Annotated in this window: 17 protein-coding genes; 11 read left to right on the top strand and 6 right to left on the bottom strand. The window is 53.7% G+C overall.

Annotated elements, in window-relative coordinates:
• The first annotated feature begins 149 nt into the window (after positions 1-149).
• The 11 genes from ACG98I_RS10985 (at position 150) to ACG98I_RS10935 (ending at position 10,563) form a co-directional block, all read left to right on the top strand.
• Positions 150-1,247 (top strand): ABC transporter substrate-binding protein, encoded by a 1,098-nt coding sequence (locus ACG98I_RS10985; RefSeq protein WP_394720730.1) that lies wholly within the window; start codon positions 150-152, stop codon positions 1,245-1,247.
• The gene (locus tag ACG98I_RS10980) at positions 1,244-2,026 is read left to right on the top strand and encodes an ABC transporter permease (protein ID WP_394720680.1); all 783 of its coding nucleotides are present in this window, start codon (positions 1,244-1,246) and stop codon (positions 2,024-2,026) included. Before ACG98I_RS10985 ends, ACG98I_RS10980 begins: the two co-directional genes overlap by 4 nt.
• Complete coding sequence (locus ACG98I_RS10975) at positions 2,019-2,789, top strand: ABC transporter ATP-binding protein (protein WP_394720679.1); 771 nt, start codon at positions 2,019-2,021, stop codon at positions 2,787-2,789. Before ACG98I_RS10980 ends, ACG98I_RS10975 begins: the two co-directional genes overlap by 8 nt.
• A gap of 463 nt (positions 2,790-3,252) precedes the next feature.
• Positions 3,253-4,053 (top strand): hypothetical protein, encoded by an 801-nt coding sequence (locus ACG98I_RS10970; protein WP_394720678.1) that lies wholly within the window; start codon positions 3,253-3,255, stop codon positions 4,051-4,053.
• Positions 4,050-4,982 carry a hypothetical protein gene (locus ACG98I_RS10965; RefSeq protein ID WP_394720677.1) on the top strand — a complete coding sequence of 311 codons (933 nt, stop codon included), beginning with the start codon at positions 4,050-4,052 and terminating at the stop codon, positions 4,980-4,982. The genes ACG98I_RS10970 and ACG98I_RS10965 overlap by 4 nt, the downstream gene beginning before the upstream one ends.
• A gap of 46 nt (positions 4,983-5,028) precedes the next feature.
• On the top strand, positions 5,029-5,688 hold the full coding sequence (locus tag ACG98I_RS10960) for a DNA-binding response regulator (RefSeq protein ID WP_394720676.1): 660 nt from the start codon (positions 5,029-5,031) through the stop codon (positions 5,686-5,688).
• Between the two features lie 112 nt (positions 5,689-5,800).
• Positions 5,801-6,787 (top strand): hypothetical protein, encoded by a 987-nt coding sequence (locus tag ACG98I_RS10955; RefSeq protein ID WP_394720675.1) that lies wholly within the window; start codon positions 5,801-5,803, stop codon positions 6,785-6,787.
• Positions 6,788-6,798: 11 nt separating this feature from the next.
• Positions 6,799-8,304 (top strand): serine/threonine-protein kinase, encoded by a 1,506-nt coding sequence (locus ACG98I_RS10950; RefSeq protein WP_394720674.1) that lies wholly within the window; start codon positions 6,799-6,801, stop codon positions 8,302-8,304.
• Positions 8,305-8,698: 394 nt separating this feature from the next.
• The gene (locus tag ACG98I_RS10945) at positions 8,699-9,226 is read left to right on the top strand and encodes a hypothetical protein (protein ID WP_394732562.1); all 528 of its coding nucleotides are present in this window, start codon (positions 8,699-8,701) and stop codon (positions 9,224-9,226) included.
• Positions 9,227-9,343: 117 nt separating this feature from the next.
• Positions 9,344-9,958 carry a hypothetical protein gene (locus tag ACG98I_RS10940; RefSeq protein ID WP_394720672.1) on the top strand — a complete coding sequence of 205 codons (615 nt, stop codon included), beginning with the start codon at positions 9,344-9,346 and terminating at the stop codon, positions 9,956-9,958.
• 161 nt (positions 9,959-10,119) lie between these two features.
• Entirely contained in the window at positions 10,120-10,563 is a 444-nt protein-coding gene (locus ACG98I_RS10935) for a hypothetical protein (RefSeq protein WP_394720671.1), read from the top strand.
• 73 nt (positions 10,564-10,636) lie between these two features.
• Here ACG98I_RS10935 and ACG98I_RS10930 read toward each other — a convergent pair whose 3' ends face one another.
• The 6 genes from ACG98I_RS10930 to ACG98I_RS10905 all read right to left on the bottom strand — a co-directional run bounded on the left by ACG98I_RS10930 (position 10,637) and on the right by ACG98I_RS10905 (position 19,841).
• Positions 10,637-14,026 (bottom strand): arabinosyltransferase domain-containing protein, encoded by a 3,390-nt coding sequence (locus ACG98I_RS10930; RefSeq protein WP_394720670.1) that lies wholly within the window; start codon positions 14,024-14,026, stop codon positions 10,637-10,639.
• 11 nt (positions 14,027-14,037) lie between these two features.
• Positions 14,038-15,963, bottom strand: a complete 1,926-nt coding sequence (locus tag ACG98I_RS10925; protein ID WP_394720669.1) for a galactan 5-O-arabinofuranosyltransferase — start codon at positions 15,961-15,963, stop codon at positions 14,038-14,040.
• A gap of 90 nt (positions 15,964-16,053) precedes the next feature.
• A complete protein-coding gene (locus ACG98I_RS10920) occupies positions 16,054-16,536 on the bottom strand; it encodes a hypothetical protein (RefSeq protein ID WP_394720668.1) in 483 nt (160 codons plus the stop codon).
• 106 nt (positions 16,537-16,642) lie between these two features.
• A complete protein-coding gene (locus ACG98I_RS10915) occupies positions 16,643-17,158 on the bottom strand; it encodes a hypothetical protein (RefSeq protein ID WP_006823791.1) in 516 nt (171 codons plus the stop codon).
• Complete coding sequence (locus ACG98I_RS10910; RefSeq protein WP_394720667.1) at positions 17,158-18,792, bottom strand: LGFP repeat-containing protein; 1,635 nt, start codon at positions 18,790-18,792, stop codon at positions 17,158-17,160. Before ACG98I_RS10910 ends, ACG98I_RS10915 begins: the two co-directional genes overlap by 1 nt.
• Before the next feature lie 290 nt (positions 18,793-19,082).
• Complete coding sequence (locus ACG98I_RS10905) at positions 19,083-19,841, bottom strand: decaprenylphospho-beta-D-erythro-pentofuranosid-2-ulose 2-reductase (RefSeq protein WP_394720666.1); 759 nt, start codon at positions 19,839-19,841, stop codon at positions 19,083-19,085.
• Positions 19,842-19,854 lie beyond the last annotated feature (13 nt).

Genomic DNA, 19,854 nt, shown 5'->3' with positions numbered 1-19,854 from the left:
TTGAATGCTCGGTCTACTAATTTTCGGCCCGAGTGAAAGTTGCAGAAATAGTGCCACATGAACATCTATCCCATCGCTTAAACCGCCTGGACCGCAGGCGCTTTTTGCAATTGGGCGCATTAGCGACCGTCGGTGGGGCGGTTGCTGGAATGGTGGGTTGCGGGACATCGGCAAGCAAGGGCGGACCTGCAGATAACACGCCGTTGACCATTGGGTATGTGCCTATTGCTTGTTCCGCACCAATTGCGATAGCGGATGCCCTGGGATTATTTGAAAAACACGGAGTTAATGTCGTGTTGAAGAAATTCTCCGGCTGGGCAGATCTATGGACGGCATATGCGACGGAGCAGCTCGATGTCGCACACATGCTTTCGCCCATGACCGTTGCGATTGATTCTGGTGTCACCAACGCCGCGCGCCCAACGGAGCTCTCCTTTACGCAGAACACCAATGGTCAAGCCATTACCTTGGCAGACAAACACTATGGTTCGGTGCAATCTGCGCAGGACTTCAAGGGCATGGTGTTAGGTATTCCCTTTGAATACTCCGTGCACGCATTGTTGTTGCGAGACTATTTAGCGGCCAATGGCGTCGACCCAGTTGCTGATGTGGAGCTGCGCTTGCTGCGCCCAGCGGACATGGTGGCGCAGCTTTCCGTGGAAGGCATTGATGGTTTTATTGGGCCAGAGCCTTTCAATGAACGCGCTATTCAGAGTGGTTCAGGCAGGATTTGGCTGCAAACCAAGCAGTTGTGGGATAAGCATCCTTGCTGTTCGGTGGCCATGGCAAAGGAGTGGAAAGCAGAACACGGGGCTCAGGCGCAAGGCGTAGTTGCAGCACTTGAGGAAGCCGCAAACATTCTGAGTACGCCTGCGCACTTCGAGACTTCCGCACGCACCCTGGCGCAGGAAAAATACCTCAACCAGCCAGCGGAATTGCTTGATGGACCATTTTCTGGTGTGTACCAAGACTGGCACGGCAATACCCACACCGATTTGGACCGCATGTCCTTCGGTGACCCCACGGACCCGGCGGCGATTGTATGGATGGCCGCGCAAATCGCCCGTTGGGGCTTGGGCGGTGACACGCTGACGATGGATGATGACCGCATCATTGAGGCAGCGCAAAGCGTACTGGTACCAGGACTTTCAGTAACTGATGGGGCTTTAGAAATCAACGGTGCGGAGTTTGATCCGCTCGCCCCAACAGCAGGATACGACCACACGGATACGGTGATATTTCGGTGAGCACTAAACCAAAACCCATTAACGCTGTCATCTTGGGCGTTGTCATGTTCATTCTCACCATCGGGGTGTGGCAATATGCCGCCAATGCCGGGTGGATTAGTGACATCGCGCCCACACCAGCGAATACTTTCCAGCGTGCGGTGGAGATTCTCTCCAATCCGTTCTATCAGGATGGCCCCGCCAGCGTTGGTATCTTCTGGCATTTGATGGCCAGTTTGCGGCGCGTGCTTTTCGGCTTCCTGCTGGCAGCTTTAATCGCGTTGCCTCTGGGCTTTATTCTGGGGCGCAGTACCACGCTGCGCTGGGCAGTCGACCCGGTGGTACAGATTCTGCGCCCCGTGTCTCCGCTTGCATGGTTGCCTTTAGGCTTGGCGCTGCTCAAAGACGCGGAGAACACCGCCGTTTTCGTCATCTTGCTCTCGGCGCTCTGGCCCATTCTGGTCAACACCATTGATGCAGTGCGCAACGTGAATCCGACGTATATCAATCTGGCGGATACCATCGGCACGCCATGGTGGTCACGCATCATCTACATCTGGTTGCCAGCATCCTTGCCTGGCATCATCACTGGCCTGCGCTTATCTTTGTCCACTGCGTGGTTGGTAATTGTCGCTGCAGAGATGCTCATCGGTGGCCGCGGCGTGGGCTTCTTTGTGTGGAATGCGTGGAACCGTTTGGATATTGACGCTATTGTTGTCGCGATTTTCATCATCGGTATCGCTGGACTCATTCTTGACCATCTAATTGGCGCATTGCAGAAAGTAGTTCGCTATGACTAAATCACTCGCCTCTGTTGAATTGGATGCAATTACCAAGTCCTATGGTTCCACCACGATTATTGGTGATACCAGCGTCACCATTAAAGACGGCGAGTTTGTCTCTTTGCTGGGGCCATCTGGTTGTGGCAAGTCCACCATTTTGAAGATGATCGCGGGTCTTGCTGAGCCATCCACGGGTACCGTGCGCGCGGGCGAGCAGAAGATTACCGGACCAGGGCCTGACCGCGGCATGGTTTTCCAGGATCACGCGTTGCTGCCGTGGATGACTGCGCGCGGCAATATTGATTTCGGCCTGAGCTCTGCGCGCCCGGAGTTGAGCAAGAAGGAACGTGCGGACATCACCGCTCAGCACTTGGAGCAAGTAGGGCTTGCCGATGCCGCCGAGCGCCGCCCCGCCCGCCTTTCCGGCGGCATGCAACAGCGCGTGGGTCTTGCACGTGCATTCGCTATCGATCCACCAATCTTGCTGCTTGATGAACCTTTTGGTGCGCTGGATGCGCTCACCCGTCGTGAACTGCAGCTGCAGCTGCTGGGCATTTGGGAAGCCTCGCGCCGTACCGTTGTCATGGTCACCCACGATGTCGATGAAGCAATCTTGCTCTCCGATCGCGTGCTGGTCATGTCCAAGAGTCCTGAAGCCACCATCATCGCTGATATCGATGTGGATCTGCCACGCCCACGCCATGACGTCAGCGAAGACCCAGATGTAGAAACTTGCACCGCGGAGCTGCGCCGCGAGATGCTGAATCTGCTCGAGCACTAATCCACAAATCTTGGGTGGTTGACCCCGGAAGCGTGTGCACGAAAGTTCCCAAGTTATAAGCGCCTCCATGTCGAGTTTTGTATTGCTCTAGTGAACTCTTGACTCGATAAGGCCCTGAGCTCTTGGGCTCAGCTGTATGTGGACTTGCAGCGAAGGAACGGGGTGGCTGCCTGAATACGTGCATCTACCGGGGATAAAGGGTGTTAATACGTTCGGCGATCTGGATAGTCTTTTTATTGCGCGCGCTGCACGCGTTTACTGATTTTTAGTTCATTATGTTTGCCATTGAACTATTATTACCGGTCACTAGCTCGTGGGGGCATTGGCGGCAAGCTGAATAAAGATATGGACTTTATGGTTGTATGGGGAAGATTCCCCACTATAGTAATTGAGGGTGAGTTTGCTGCAGGTTGTGTGCCAGAATCCTTCAAAGGAACTGGCATATTAATAGAAGGATAATGTGATGACCGAGAAGAACCCTTGGCGCAATGACTCGGACCCAGCTCAGGGAAATGAGCCTAACCCTTGGGCATCTAATCCGGAAACAGTATCTTTTCCTCCTGTCAATGACGGTCATCAGTTCGCTGAACCTAACCCTTGGGATGAAAGTCAGGATTTTGGAACGACTGACCAATCCGCTTATCATGACGCACCCGTAGCAACTCAAGCAACGACTCAAACACAGACTAAGCGCAAGCGTGGATGGTTACTTCCCATTGTGATTCTGTTGGCTCTGGTTGCTTTGGTGGTCGGTGGTGGAGTTATCGCCACCCAAACCGGCTTAATCAACCTGGGATCTGATGAAGAAGACCCAGTTATTGTCACTGAAGTAGTTGCTGTTCCAGCCGAAGAAGATTCTGCACCCGAGGATGATGCCGAGGCAGAAGAATCAGTAGCAGCGAAATCAGTGGAAGAAGACGAGGAAGAAGGGGAAGAAGAGGAAGAAGGGGAAGAAGAGGAAGAATCTCGCCCGACTCGTGTTTCTTTGCCTGGTGGCGCCTCTGCGGCAAACTCTTCGGCTCGCTCTGGTGGCCCACATGGCTCATTCGATAATGCTTATACCGGCAGCAATGTCACCAGTGAGGCATTCGCTGAGCGGGTACGCATGGCGTACGTAGATTTCCACAATGAATCTGGTCGCACGTCCGGCACCATTAGCGCATATAGCCCCGTAACACAGCTGTCATACACTTTGGACTGCGATGATAACGGTAGCTTCGTCACCTGCACTGGTGGTAATAATGCGGTGGTTTATATCTCATGACCGGTGAGTTTCGCTCAAGGGTTCAAGGCTTGGCTTTGGCTGGGACTTTAGCGTTTTCCCTTGTACTTTCGGGATGCACCCTGGAAGCATCTGAGGACTCCAATGGCGAAACCACAACGGTGACGCACACCAGCCAAATCACAACGGAGCCTCCTGTGCATAGTGAGCAGGAGGTGGAGGAACCATCGGCTAGCGCTGCTCCAAGCGAGGACTCGGGAAGTGTCGAAGAGCAATTGCAAGCAGCGGTTGAGCAAACCGTTGGCTTATATGGTGGAACAGCGGGGATTGCCTTCTCTGATGGAACCAGTGAGATATCGGCTGGTGACATGACTGCGTATGCCGCTTGGTCCACCATCAAGGTTCCTATTGCAATCGCTGCATTGCGGCAGGATCCTTCCCAAACTGACAACGTAACAGCAGCGATTCAACGGTCAGATAATGCTGCGGCAGAAGCATTGTGGGCATCGTTGGGCGATCCAGCTTCTGCAGGTGCTGCCACCAGTTCCGTGTTATCTGAAGGCGGAGTCGGTATTCCGGTCAACACGGTGGTGACACGGGACGGGTTTAGCTCGTTTGGTCAGACCATGTGGTCAACAAGTGATCAAGCACGTTTTGCAGCCAATCTAGGATGCATTGCCGGCAGCGATCCAGTGCTGCAGGATATGGCAATGGTGGACCCCAGCCAATCGTGGGGAATTGGTCAATTAACTGGGGCACAATTCAAAGGTGGTTGGGGACCTGAACCTAATGGGGCCTATAGTGCCCGCCAATTTGGAGTATTTACAGATCCCTCCACTGGGCAAACCCGGGCGCTGGCGATTAGCGTCAGACCAGGGTCAGGCGATTTTGGTGAAGCCCAATCGATGGCAAATGCGCTGATTTCTCATATACAAGGTGCGCTTCCCGAAATACCCGCCAATAATTGTTAGAAGATATAAACCCCTATCAACCCTTTTCCACCATGAGGTATCAGCTGTGACTTCAGAACCCCAAATCCCTCCGCTTCGGATTGATGATCTACTGGGTAACCGCGTCATTCTGGAAGCAGGCCAGGAAGCCGTCATCGGACGTGCCGGAACCTTCCCAATCGGTACTGATGATGCTTTCCTGCACCGAAATCTGATCCAGTTTTGGTATGGCGGCGTGGGCTGGATGATCGCCAACCGAGGTCGTCACATTCCTCTAGATATTGAGCCGCGGGGTTCACGTTCGCTCACACGTATTCATTTAGGCCCGGGCGGGGTAACAGCCATGCCTGCGGGGCCAAGCGCCATTACCTTCAGTACTCCAGAACGACAGTATGAAATACATATTGATATCCCTTCTACCGGAATCGCCCGTCCCTCCAGATTCAGTGCTGCCGATGGTGACGTTACCAACGCCCGTCATGTTCCCAATGAGGAGCAGCGAATCTTGATGGAAGCTCTGGCGGCACCATTGATACACAACCCTGGGGCACATGATGGTGATATTCCCACTGTCAGGGAATTGTCTGCTCAGCTGGGCTGGACAGAGAAGAAAACCAATCAGAAGATTGAACGCCTCTGCCAGCGTTTAGCCCAAGACGGGGAGGAGGTGTACAAGCCCTATAAAAACTTCCTTGCGCATTATGCGGCACGCCAGGCGCGTCGGTAAGCGCAGGGAGCATTCCCCACTTTGCCCTAAACCACTATGTACATTCCGGTGGCCAATGCCAGAATGTAAAGCGAAATTAAAACCTATTCCCTCCCTCACGAAAGGTGTCACAATGGCGCACTATGACCTCTACAAGTCCCTCAACCTTGACAGCAATGCATCTTCTGCAGACTTGGTTGCAGAACTGGATTCCCTCCTGCAACAAGGCAAACTAGACAACTTGGGTGGCGCTGAGGAAATTGAACTAGCTAAGAAGATCCTCGGTGATGAGCAGAAGCGGGAACAATACGATTCCCGCCTAGCGGATCCTTCTTCCCCTGAGATCACCGTGGCTAATATTCGAAAGCTTGCCTCCAATCCGTCGAATAACCAGAACCAGAGCGATTCCCGCGGACGTGGATTCAATGCGCAGATTCCACCGGAGAAGATTGCGGCAGTAAAGAGCACTTTCAACTCCGCGGCAGCAGGTGCGACCGACAAAGCACGCGACGTGCAAGCTGAGTATAAGAAGTCTTCTCGCACAGCAATCATCATCACCGCAGTTGCCGCTTTCATTGCTGGTGGCGTCATTGTTGGCCTGGTTGGTTCAATGCTGGGAGGAGGTGGCCGCCCCGGTGCCTCGGGCGTTGACTATAAGGGAGCAGAAGAGTTCGCCAACTCTTTCCTCGAGCTTCGTGGGGAAGAAGAAACCCGCGATTGGATCATTGAAAACACCGATGCCTCAAACCGTAACGGCATGCTGGACTACCTGGATATCAGCAATGACGGAAGGTACACCGGCATGGATTCCTTCTTTGGTGAAAATGAATTGACCGCTGGAACTCCAATCTCCTTGACTGAGTACTTCCGTTCGGTGGATAACAGCACCCAAGACTTCGTAGAGGAATATGCCGATGAAGAGTCTGTAGATGAGGCTGCTAGTGACCTACTGTCTTCCTCCGTGCTTTCTGCAATGACGGGAAGTGGTGACGCCGACATTGACCCATCCAACGAGTACTTCCTCGTGCCAATCATCGGCGACGGTGAGTACGGCGACAGCACGTTGTCCGTGGTCAAGGATGACAATAAGTGGATTCTCTCTAACTTCAGCCGTGGATAACGCTATTTCCTATGGTTAGTAATTCGCAAAGTTTCATCTCGGCGCTCGAAGAACGCCATGGCTTTACTTCCGTGACGGAAGTGGGCCGTGGCGGCATGGGCGTGGTGTACCGTGCCTTCGATCCCAGGCTGCAGAGGTATGTCGCTGTTAAGCAGCTGGCAACTGAGCTTCTCGATGAAGAATCTGGGCTGGCTAGGTTCCGCGCTGAAATGGTGACACTTGGAAGGATTAGCCACTCTGCAGTGGTCAAGATTCATTTTGCTGACGTCAGTGAAGATGGAGATCCTTACTTTGTTATGGACTATATCCAGGGCGACAACCTTGGGGTATTGATCCGTGAACGGCGTGAGTGGGGCAATAGGTTTACAGTCGCCGAGACTGTCGAGCTCTTACGCCCGATTGCCGCAGCTTTGGACTTTCTTCATATGAGGATGGATCCGCCGATTGTTCACCGTGACATCAAGCCAGCCAATATCTTGGTCCCGGATTCCACTGCGAGTGAGTCACGGTCACTCCTGACCGACTTTGGTATTAGCTTGGCCGCGGAGGAAACCCGTTTGACGAGCCTGTCCATGATGATTGGTACTGAGAGATATTGGGCACCGGAGCTTCTCCCCGGAGGAACACATGGCCCAGGCGGACCTGAGCATAGCCAACCTACCGCAAGCAGTGATAACTACGCCTTATCCCTGGTGGCTTTTGAGATGCTCACGCTGCAATCGTTGAAAGACACCATGAGCTCGCAGCAATGGGCGCAATCTGATCGGCCGTTTCCGCGCATCGCGGAGCTTGGGTTGAATCAGAAAGACATGGGCGATGTTGAAACGATAGACAAGCTGTTCCGCAAAGCGCTGAATCCGGCGCCTGCTTACCGATTCATCACTGCTACTGGATTCATTCAAGCATTGGCTCGCACAGGAAATGCTGCTTCAACGCAACGTCCACCGCGCCCGCCGCAGGGAGCAATATCCAATCAGGCCACAAATGTTCCTCAACTTTCAGCCGCTTCATCGAATGATTCCACCGGGACTGAGTTTTCTAAGCCAGTCATGGTGCTACTGAGCGTGATGGCTATTGGACTGCTGAGCATCTTGGGGGCTATTGGATACTTTGTCTTTTCGGGTTCTTCGTGGTCAGAGCAAGAATCTGCTATCGCTGAGGCGTTTCCCGATATCGTTTCTGACTCACCGGATGCTGATGGATGGAATGGGCTGGAATGTACAGCTGGAATTCCGGAATCCGAAGAGCAGGGCAGAATTATCTGCTCTAGTGAGGATCTCAACATCACCCTTGCGGAATTTGGCACTTCAGAACATCGAGATGATGCACTTGCTGGATCCGAAAGGAAGCTGTGGAATGTTGGCGATTGCGAGGTGGCAACAATGAACCTCAATGCTGAGTCGGAACAAGCAGAGGAACGTTTGGCAGTGACGCCGGTGAATGACAAGCAAGAGTTCGGAATCATCCTGGAAGGTCCCGATGCATCGGAGCGCTTTGCCAATCTTCCAGTCTGCTAGAGCTTTCAACAGTTAATAGATAATCAATAGGTGAAGAGGAATAATGACCAACCCGTGGAATGAATCGGATCAACCGGCAGACGATAATCCCTGGGGACAAGCGAGAAATAACCCATGGGACCAGCCCCAAGAACAGGCGCCACCCACAGCGGGATGGGCTACTGCTGATTGGGGAGCCCCACAAGAGCCACACGAGGACACAGATGATCTTCGGAACGCTGCCTTTGTTACATCACCACCGCCTCCGCCGCAAAAGAAGAACCGTGCTGGTGCCATTTTGGCTGGGTTCGTTATTTTTTTAGCATTAGTGACTATCGCAGCGGTTGCCTGGCTATTTCTCAGCGGACGACTGGGGACAGAAGAACCAAGTCGGGGCGATGATTCAGTCGCGCCTGTGGTTGAAACTTCAGAAGTAGCAGAGGAATCTACTGAAGAATCAGCTGAAGCAGAGGAAGAAAACGGGGATGTTACACAGGATTCTGTGGCCGCACAGCCATCAGAAGTATCAGCATCTCGAGTGGATTCAAGCGAGACTCGACGCGTGGAACGTCTTCCTCAGGCACAACCAGTCGAACCAAGCCTGCCTGCTGCAGCTGAACAAGAAGGCCTCACGCTGTCTGGGTGGTCGGATAACGCTGCTACCAGGTGCTCTGGGTCTGAAGAGCTGGTTTACGCTGGACGCGCTAGTGATGCGTGGATAACGGTGTGTGAATCCAATGGTGTGATGACGTATCGTTCAGATATTTTTGATGGTACTTTGACCGACACCGTAGATAGTGGGCGCTCGAATCCGAGCCAGGGTGAGTTCTACATTGACGCAGATCCGTCGATCATCAGAGTGGTTGGCGGTGGCGTTGAGGTCTATCAAGGCGGTAGCTTGGTAGCAGATAAGCAATTGCCTTCTGCTTGGGTTTTGGACTAAAAGTCAGCGGTGATTTCATTACCGTAAATCCCGCGATTTTTCTCGATGAAAGCGGCAAGTGGGGAGCCTTCCCCACAATGTAGAAACGCTCTTAGCTGGTGTTTTACAGTATGAGTCATGAGCACATCGAACACTGACATCATCCTCGCACCTGGCGAAAGCGGCCTCTACTCCCGAGCATTTCGCCCTAACCTTCTCCTCTTCTGGCTCCGCGACTCCTACGTGGTCACCAACAAGCGTCTCGCCCTGAAATGCGCCAACACCATCTTCGGATTCATTCCTCTTGGCTTCGAAGAACGTTCCATTCCAATGGGTTCCATCGCCGGAGTCACCTCATCCCTTAAAGTGAAGCCACTTCGCCTTCTCCTCTTTGGTTTCTTGGCCATCGCTCTCGCGCTGTTGGGATTCGGTTCCCTCTCCAGTGGTTCCTTCAGCGGAGTATTCTTCGTTCTCCTTGGTGCCGCGTGTGGCGCAATCGCAGCTAATGCCATCATGGCTTCCCTGAACGTGACGAATAATGGCGGCGGAGTCAGCGAATTGACCGTCTCAATTCTTGATAAAGCAGCGTTGGATGACTTCAAGAACAAGGCGAATGAATTCATCTACTCTGCCTCCTCTGGTGGAATCTCTTGGCAGCAGGCCTACGCGAATAACACCGAAGGTTTCCAGAACACATTAGGCCAACCACAAGGGCACGTTCCGCCCAACCAGCAAATGAAATCCGGCTGGTAACCTAGCTCCCTTCATCCCCGCCCCAGGTTTCCCTAGACCTGGGGCCTTGACCGTTTTATTGCGCTGCCCCCATCTGCGGGTGCACGAAAGTCCCGACTTCTTTCAATTGCTTTTGCCGCTGAGGGATTCAACCTAATTTGATTAGACGGAAGGTGGAGGAAATGAGATTCATTAAGGGATTAGCAGTGTTGCTGGCGGTCGGGGCGGTCGCGTTCGGTGGTTCGGTTGCGGGCACCAATTATGTCTTGGACTCGCGCGAGCAAGCAGAAGAAGACGCTCAGACTGAAGCGCTGCGTGCGCAGAAACTCAGCGTGATTGTGCCCGGTGTTGATGACAGCGTTGAGGCGGCAGCGAATGCCCCGGTAATCAGAGACAACATTGGTCTCTATACCGTTCGTTGCCAGATTCACGAGGGCAACGCAGAAGGACCTCTCGCGGGATTCGTCTTCGGATACAGTGAAGACACCGTCGAGGACGCAGAGGATATGGCAGAAATCTATGTCTCTCGCGTGGTACCCATGGGCGAGAGCGAAGTAAGCCATTGCCGCACGTGGGATGAGTATGTTTCCATGGGCGCATTTGATGCTAAGGGCTACCCGGCCTAGTCTTTACGAGCATGTAAAAGCCCCGCATCCACCTACGTTTTGCAGGTAAGGAGTGCGGGGCTTCGAAGGCTATTTATTCTTCGCCTTCCTTGCGGATTTTCATCTCAGAGTTCTGCCACCAGCCGGTGCGGATGATCTGCTCATAGTCGATCTCCGCAGGATCTGGGGTAATACCCGCAGAGTTGGTGCGCAGCTCATACTTTTGAATTGCGCCCCAGTCGCGAGCCCAGTCACCGTCGAGGTATGCCGGAATCTCATAGGAGTAGTTGACTGCCTCAGCTGTCGACATTGCGCCACCGCCGGAGAAAGACTGGAAGTCCGTCAGCGAGTTCTGTGCTGCTGCATCTGGCAGGATGCGGTATTCCGGAATTTCCGTCACGCCCGCGAAGTGGTCGAAGCTGCGCTGGCAAGGGAATTGGAAGGCCGTCGACCAGTCCAATAGACCCGGCGTGGAGGAATCGAATACCTCTCCCAAAGGAGTCAGCTCAGGCACGCGTGGTGGGGTAAACGCTAGCCAGGAATCCTCATCAGTGGAGTCATCAACAGCCACGAGGCGAACAACATTTGCTTCTTCTGGAATCTCATCCAGAGCAATGCGTAGGTTGCGCCACTTCGGGGTTGCGCCAACATCGCGCATTTCTAGCTCACCGGTATTGGAGACATCGCCGTTCTCAGCCTGGGTGCCGTATTCCAAGGTCAGCTCCATGCCTTCTTGCTCAATATCATTGACATCGTGGTGATGGATATCGCCAGCGGCAGACACCGTCAAGATAGGGGAGTTCTCACCAGGTTCTTCTGGCAGGTTGTACCACTTGGTGGTTACCTCAGAGGTACCGCGCTGTGCAGAATCATAGGAACCCAAAACCGGAACCTGGGTGTAATCCAGGTTGAATGGCAGGTGCATGGTCGAGCCATTAACACCCTCGGTACCGCGCACGCCGCCCGAGGAGGTGTCGGTGACATTCTCAGTATTCGATTCGGACTCGGTGCCCGAATCTTCCACATCGCCGCCCAGGGAAGGGTCAGAGCTTGAAGATGCTTGGTTGGAATTGGAGGAGGAAGAACTAGATTGGTTGGAGCCAATTGCGCCTACCGATGCCGAATTCTGGTTCTCCGGTTCAATATCCTCCGGGATATTATTCGGGTCGAAGCCGCGGTTATCCTCATCTGGATTAATCAATGAATCACCCAAAGAACCGCTGACAGGAGTCAAAAATGCCTCATTGGTATTGGATTCCAGCAGGGTGTCACTGGCCATCTGGCAGACATCGCCGCCCATGGCATTCAGGTTGCCCTTGCCAATGGAATAGCTTGGGGCCTGATCGACAAATGCCTTAATGAAGGACAAGCAGGAGAATGCCACGATGGCGACACACGCAATCGCCAAAGGTGCGGACAAGATGCTCGCCCAGCGCTTGGAAGAGACCTGCGGCTGAGTCATGCCATGGTTCTTGCGGTAGTTATGACGCAGGGCCTGAACGATGCCGATCGCCAAGATAATAAGGCCAATGACCATGACCACGGTGGAGGCTTCAACCGCCATGAATTGGACGGAACGGTCCCACCATGGGATGCCAAAGGAAGACACGTACCACCAGGCATTCCAGCCGGCCAGAGAGATAGCCATGAGCATCACTACCGATGCCACCGCGAAGGTACGCGCGCGTGGGGAGCGCATCGCAATCTGCGAGAGCACCACCGCACCCAGAGCAGCAATAACACCAGCGATACCGGCGTAGATACCAAAGTGGTGAGTCCACTTGGTTGGGGTGAACATGAGGAAGAACATGCTCAATGCCACGATGATCAGAAGACGCTGCGTTGGGCCCTTCGGGGTACCCAGCACCTTCTTATCGCGAATGAAGGCATAGATGATGAGAACCAAGCTAAAGAGCATGGTGAACATCGCAAAGCGACGCGTCAGGGAGCCATCCACGGAGCTTTGGAACAAGGTGGTGTAGCGAACGTATTCGTCATACCAGTTCAAAGATGGGCCCACGGCGGAACGTACGCGGGTAGATTCCAGCACCGTTGCAAGGGTTTGGTCCATGAAGACGAGGGCCAGAACGCTGGTGCCGACGGCGAGGAAGCTAGAGATCATCGGCAGCCAACCGCCGACTGATTCCTTGCGGCGGCTAAAGATATTAAACAGCGCCGGCAGACTGACCAGGAAGACACCCACGGCCAGCAGGCCCGTTGGGCCAGCAGTCAGGGTCAACGTTGCAGAGAGCGTGCCGATGGCCGCCGGCAGCATGCGTGAGGTTGCGATGGAACGCTCAAATGATGCCCAGGTGAAGATAGCACCGAAAGCAATCATGGGCTCCGGGCGGATACCGTTGTTATACGGCAACCAGAATGCCAAGAACATGAATGCGGCAGTCCAGTGTGCAACGCGACGATCATTGATGACCGGACCAAATCGGGGCAGGATCTCACGCGAGAGAATGAACCACGTCAAAATCGCAGCAATGAGCGTGGGGATACGCATGAAGACCGAGGTCGCCGAGATGCTAGATAGGAATGCAACTAGGTCATAGTACGGGGTACCAAAAGGTGCCTCCGGAACGCCATACCAACGGTAATAGTTGGCCATGTACGTCGAGTATTCTTTCACCCGACCCATGGTCAAAATGAAGCCATCATCGGAGGTATTGGAACCGAAGATATGCCAGAAGGCCAAGATGGCAGCAACCACGCCATCGAGTGGGCGTACCTGCTTCCAGGTAGCCGGCATGAAGCTGATCTTTTTGCCGTCTAGACGGTCCATGCGTGCGATGCACACCAAGGATGCCAGCATCATGATGAAGCCCACGACCATCGCTACAACCTTGATGGTCGTTGGGGAAGAAGTAAACCGTGAGTTGATTTCAACGTGGACGTTGAGGCCGGCATCGGTAAGCGCGGCAAGGTTTTCGGGAGTGTCCTCGATTTCTGTGAAGGTACCGACTACCTGCGGGCGCAGGTCATCTTCAGATTCCTCGGAGAACTCACCAACGGTAACTGCGGTGCCATCCTCAGTGGCCTCAATGGTGATCACGTCATCCGGATTCAGATCCTGAACCTGCTCCTCCGACAGCGACAGCACGACCTCATCGAGGGAGATGACCGAAAGGCCCTCTTCGCCGGCGCGCACGAACATGCCGCGGTTGGATGCTTCTTCGGATTCCTGCGGGACGGTGCCATAGAGCAAATCCTGGCCTTCGCGCAGCATATCTACTGCGGCGACCGGGATGGTGGCATCAATTTCTTCCGGCGCCACCGAAATCAGCGGTGCCGTAACCGAGTTCAGCGAATCTTCCTGCGGCCACTCAAAAGAGGACTGAGTTTGATTAACTGGCAAAAACGGGACGGCCAGAAACATCACGAAACCCAATAGGCCCGTGATGATAGCGGCCATGCGCAGCCCCTTCGGGGCTGGGCGTGCGCTTAGCTCAGGAAGTTCAGCGGTGTAGACATCATTCACGTTGGAATACCTTAGTTCACTCGTGCCACAACGACGAAAGGACCGACCTGTTCAACATCCCACAAATTGGAATCATTGAATACCTCAGGGTCAAACATAATAGCGTCATAGCGGACGTTCGGTTGGTTCGGGAAAATATCCACCGCAAGGTGTGACTTATAGCCATCATCTGCGGATTCAACATTGCCGCGGAACATCATGGCGTCAGGAACATCCCAGGGATTATTTTCCAAAGACTCAACGAATTCTTCAGGGGTCTGATCCCATGAATCATTCGCCCAGGTGGCCATCTGCTCATTACGCTGGCTGAACTGTCCCAAAGGGTTGGCATAGTGCGAAGTAAACGCGTTATAGCCATAGAAGGGGTGGTACGCCAAGAAGAGCTTTTCATCCGTCATGACTACTTCCGCGCCGTGCTCGTTGAAGAAATCAGCGATCTCTTGGTAGTAGCGGGCGGAGTCAGCTGGGAATTTATCCGCGCGTTCACCATTGCCATCAGTATCGGTGTACGCATTATCAATCGCGGATTGGTGCGCAGCGGGAATGCCCTGCATGTAGAAAATTGCAGCAAGAGCCGCAATGACGGTGACTACCGCGGTGACGTGCTCGCGGGTGCGGTAGTGCTCATATAGATGCGCTAAGCCCAGGACACCTGCGGTGGCCATGATGAGAACCACCAAGATTTCCAGACGAAAACCCAAAAGCGTGGTGCCCAACAGCGGCATGACCATGGATGCAATAATCCACAGGTACACGCCAATCAGCGCCCATCCGAGCGTACGGATGTGCACGTTTTTCACACGCACCACCAGATAGATGATTCCGACCAGGCACATCACGCCAACTAAGGATGGCGCGAGGAATGGCACTGGCAATTCAGTGCCTTCTGCCGGCAGGTAGTGCTGCGCGGCGGATTCCAGTGGGTAATCTGCGCGCAGAGCTGCCAGAACATATGGCCCCCACGCGATAGCGGCGATGGCGAGCGAGCCGAAACCGATGACCATCAGGCGCAGAATTGGTTTGAAAGAGCGATCCACGATGGCCGTGACCACAGCCACGAATGAGACCACCATGACGGCAATCGCACCGGTAAAGAGCGTGTAGAAGGTTGCGGAAATTCCGAGGAAGACCAGCAAGCCAACCGTGGATCCCCACGAGCCGTGGAAAGCGCGGGAGCACATGATGGCGGCTGCTGGAACGCCCAGCGCAATAACGGCGGAATAAGGCTCTTCAGTAGATAGCGTCAGACCGATACCGGTGGTGGTCAGCGCAATGACCGTACCCAACGGCAATGAACCGGTCAGGCGCTGCCACACCGGCACCAAAATACAGCACGACATGGCAATGGAGACCAAGGACCAAGGCTGGAATACTTCCCAACCGGCCAGTCCCAGCAGGTTAGCCATACGCCCGCCGAGCCAGAACCAGCCCATGGGGTAGAAGGTCGGCATATCGGCATAGTTCATGTCTGCATAGCCGCCCTCAACCGTCATACGGGTGAGGAACTGGGTACGGAATACCTGGTCAACCTGGATACCATCGAGCCATAGCTTGGATGCAGACAGCGGCATACCCAGGCTGGCAATGACAATAGCCGCCGGTGAAAGATACGCCGCCACCACGGTCAGCCACTTGAATTTGCCCCGTGTCGTCCACAGGTACAGCAAACCAGCGACGATAACGACGGTCGCAACAATGAGAGCGGTGGATAATCCACGGGTCACCATTGAGGTATTAAACGCCGGTAATGAGACCTGCTTGAACACAAACCAGGCAGCCAGGGTGACAACGCCTCCACCAATCGCTGCTCCCGCCATACCCAGAAGCACACCAAGAAGGCTCATGGTGTCACGGGAGGCAGGAGTCAACGACTGCGAATCGCGCACGGGGGATGAGGCGGCAGGCTTAGGCGCCTCCGCTGAATCGGTCACAGTCATGGGATTAGTCTCCCATACTTTTGCCCTAATCCTGATTAAAGGCCGCCCCCTCAATCAAAGATGGGAGCGGCCTCATAGGTTTACAAGTGCTCAATATAGAGCTTTGGTGGCTTCGTCATAGTCGCGCGGAAACCAAGGTTGGTCTTCGTCGCGGCCGCCGATGGGAAACCATGGTGCTACCCAGCAGACTGTCACGCACGCGATGAGGTAGTTGTCGAGCGGATGGTGCTCATTGAGCCAGTCCATCTCTTTTTCTGCCTCAGCGCGTTTGCCAAAATGATGGGGGCGTTTGCTGTCCCATTCCGGGATATGTCCTGGCTTTGGGCGTGATGAAATGATCCACACTTTGTCGCCAATGCTAGCGGGAGAAGTGAAACCTTGCCATTCGGGTTGGGCGTATTCAATAGCTGAAGACTCCATCTGCCAGACCAAAAGTGCTGGGCCACCTTCATGGGATGCAGCTATAAGTGTTTCATTGTATTCCCATGGAATGTACGCGACTAATTTCCTTTCGGAACCGAATCCGCGTGCTTCGCAGATCCATTGATACCCAGGAAGAGCTTGTATTTCCATTACACCCCACACTTGATTCGAGCTGCGGGGATAGGCCCGCGCATAATAATTTTCCGACCTAAAGCGTTTTCTTCATGTGTCTTTCTTGCAGGAAAGCTACTTTTGGTCAATATTGTGCTTTGGTGGTTTCGTCGTAGTTGCGGGGAAACCAGGGTTGGTCTTGGTCGCGTCCGCCGATGGGAAACCAGGGTGGTGTCCATCCGGATTTTTCGAGCACGATTGGTGCTACCCAGCCGACTGTTATACATGCGATGAGGTAGTTGTCGTGTGGGTGGTGCTCGTTGAGCCAGTCCATCTCTTTTTCTGCCTCAGCACGCTTGTCGAAATGATAAGGGCGAAGTCCATCCCATTCTGGAATATGTCCTTGTTGGGGACGTGCCACGACGAGCCACACTTTGTCACCGATACTTGCCGGGGAGGTAAATCCCTGCCATTCAGGCTGTGAGTACTCGATAGTTGAGGAGTCTATTTGCCATGCGGCAAGTGCTGGGCCACCTTCATGGAATGCGGCTTCAAGCTCTTGTTTATATTCCCAAGGGACGTAGGCGACTAATTTCATTTGGGAACCGAATCCGCGTGCTTCGCAGATCCATTGATGCCCAGGAAGAGGTTGCATCTCCATCACACTCCACAGTCGATACGAGCAGCGGGAGGATAGACCCGTGCATAATAATTCTTACCGCCGACAGCAATCACTCCCCGCGCGCTGCCGCCGAACAGATTCGGCCTATTACCTTGACACTTGAATTCGAGCTTCTGGGTGTATAGGGACTTCTGGCCGTTATTGTTGGTGGAAAACTCTGTTCGGTGTACCCATCTGCCAAGTGGAGGTGGGAACCAGTGGTGAGTTCTTAACTGAAGTTGATGCTCAATTGAGTCAACTTTTGTTGTGCAGCTTGTACGAGCTTTGAATCCTACCGTCTGAAGTCCACTGCTGGAGCGCAGGTGAATGTTCTCCGGGTAAAGCGTGCAAGGGCCATATTCCTTTCCTGCAGTTAATGCTGAAACGGCAGGTTCAGAAGCAATAGCATTACCATTGAGGATTTGGTCTTCCAACTCGTCGAAATAACGGTTGGCCTCGGCTTCGGTGGGGAAGTAGATGTACGGCGTTACTATCGGCTGCGAAGCCTTAAATAATTCACCATTAATTGTCCCACCTTGAAAAGCTTGGTCAGCGTATGTACTTCCTTCGCGTGGTACTGCGTCGGCGATCGGGTATCCAAATCGGCCAGATTCATAACCCGCATCGGACCATTTATTGAGAATTTCTCCTTCAACAGGGTGTGCCCCATGCGATGGATGCCAGTAGATTGAACCAGCTTGGAAAATTGAGAATCGTCCCTTGCCATCCGAAGTCTTTGCTTCATTTGCGGTGGGGAATCCGAGTGGGCTGTCTGGACCTCCTAATTCGAGCCATTTCTCAAGAATTAGCCCATTGATGCTTGCGACGTGGAAACCATTGAGTGCTTGGCTGCGGTAAATCCTGCCACCTTGGAACTTTTGTACCCAACCGGTGAGTTCGCCGTCGATACCGGTATTTCCTTGGACCGGTACTTCTCCGGAGGTGGGGTAACCCATCCAGCCGGCTTCCCAGCCATTTGTCGCCCACACTGAAGCAGTGTGGCGTGCGACTGCATGAGCACCAGTTTCGGGAGACCAGTAAATCCAGCCATTAGCAAACTTTTGCCGAAAACCTTTCCCGTCAGGATTTCGGTGCTGCCGCTCGACTGGGTAGAGCAGCCAGCTGGTCACTCCGCCCAGGCGATTATATTGTCGAAGAATATCATCGCAAACTTTGATGTTCTTGGGCCAAATTGTGGAGCAAGTTGATGTGCTCTGCGCGGTTGTTGTTCTAGGACCCTCTTGAAATTCGGAGGCTGCGATACTTACTTCTGCGGCGTCGGCTTCTTGTTTTGAAATTCCTTGAGGAAGTTCGATTTCATCGCTCCACATGTCGCCGTTTATCGCCGGGTTGGGTTCTTCTAGCTGTTTGGCGGATTCAAGCTGGCGTTGTTGCTGCTCAACTTCTGCAGGTGTTAAACCAATCTCTCCATCAATCTCGATTGCTTGATCTTCTTGGAAAAGATGTGAATCGGCCAAAGTTTCACGCTCAGAGACACTGACTGTGCTGGCTGTATCGTTTACTCCAATAGTTGAGGCGGCAGCAGCAGGCTGTATGGAGAGGCTGAACAATGTTGTTAGAACCAACGCTTTGAAGGCAGTGGATTTACTTCGGTGACGTACAGGGATTTTCATAGGATCTCCCGAGGAATGAGTGAATGTTCGTACATCGCGCGTCGTACTAGTCCCAGATAGGAAACGGTGCCTAATCGAAGCCTAATGCGCTACACGGGATTTTGTTGCCGAATCGGGAAATAAATTCATGACACTCAATGGACCATTTGAAGACTCACACCAGCACGTTCAGCCGCTTCTACATTCCGGCTTCTTTGACACACCCGAAGAAGAAACCGTGTGCAGGTATAAAAATTACCGCTTAGCAGGGGATAAACCTGGTAAGCGGTGGCTACTTATTCTGGCAGAGATTAGAACGGCAGACGGCGGAAGATGGTCTGCGGGATGAACTTGAATGCCAAAGAAACGTACTGGAACAGTGGGTGGACAAAGATAGAATCTTTGCCCTCGAGTACTGCTTCGACGGTTGCTTCAGCAACATCTTGGACGTCCACGGTCAGTGGTGCTTCGCCGGCGTCAGCGGACATCTTGGTGCGAACCTGGCCGGGGCGAACAACCAGAACATTCGCGCCGGAGCCACGCAGGGCCTCATTGAGGTTGACGTAGAAACCATCGGTGCCAGCCTTGGATGCGCCGTAAACAAAGTTGGAGCGGCGCACGCGCATGCCGGCGACAGAGCTTAGCGCCACGATGGTGCCGTGACCCTGAGCTTTGAACTTCTGGCCCAAAAGCACGCCCACGGAAACTGGTGCGGTGTAGTTGATCTGTGCAGAAGCCACGGCCTTAGCCTGGTCCTGCCACAGCTCTTCCTGATCGCCCAAGGTGCCAAAGGCTACGACAGCAACGTCAACGTCGCCGCGCTCAAATGCTTTGTCGATGACCTGTGGGTGGGACTCAAAGTCAGTTGCGTCGAAGTCGATAACTTCCACGTCAGCGCCCTGAGCCTTCAAAGAAGTAACTGCATCAGCAATGCGTGGGGAATCCTCGCGTGCAGCGAGGGTGACCTTGGATGGGCCGCGCTCTAGAAACTCGGCGATGATACCTAGGCCGATTTCGCTGGTGCCGCCGAGCAGCAGCATGTGTTGTGCTTGTCCAGTTGCGTTAAGCATGAAGATTCCTTTC

This window comes from Corynebacterium sp. L4757 (genome assembly GCF_043673995.1).
In the GTDB taxonomy this organism is placed as follows: domain Bacteria; phylum Actinomycetota; class Actinomycetes; order Mycobacteriales; family Mycobacteriaceae; genus Corynebacterium.
The sequence above is the reverse complement of the archived record's forward strand: the minus strand, read 5'-3'. Positions and strand labels throughout refer to the sequence as shown.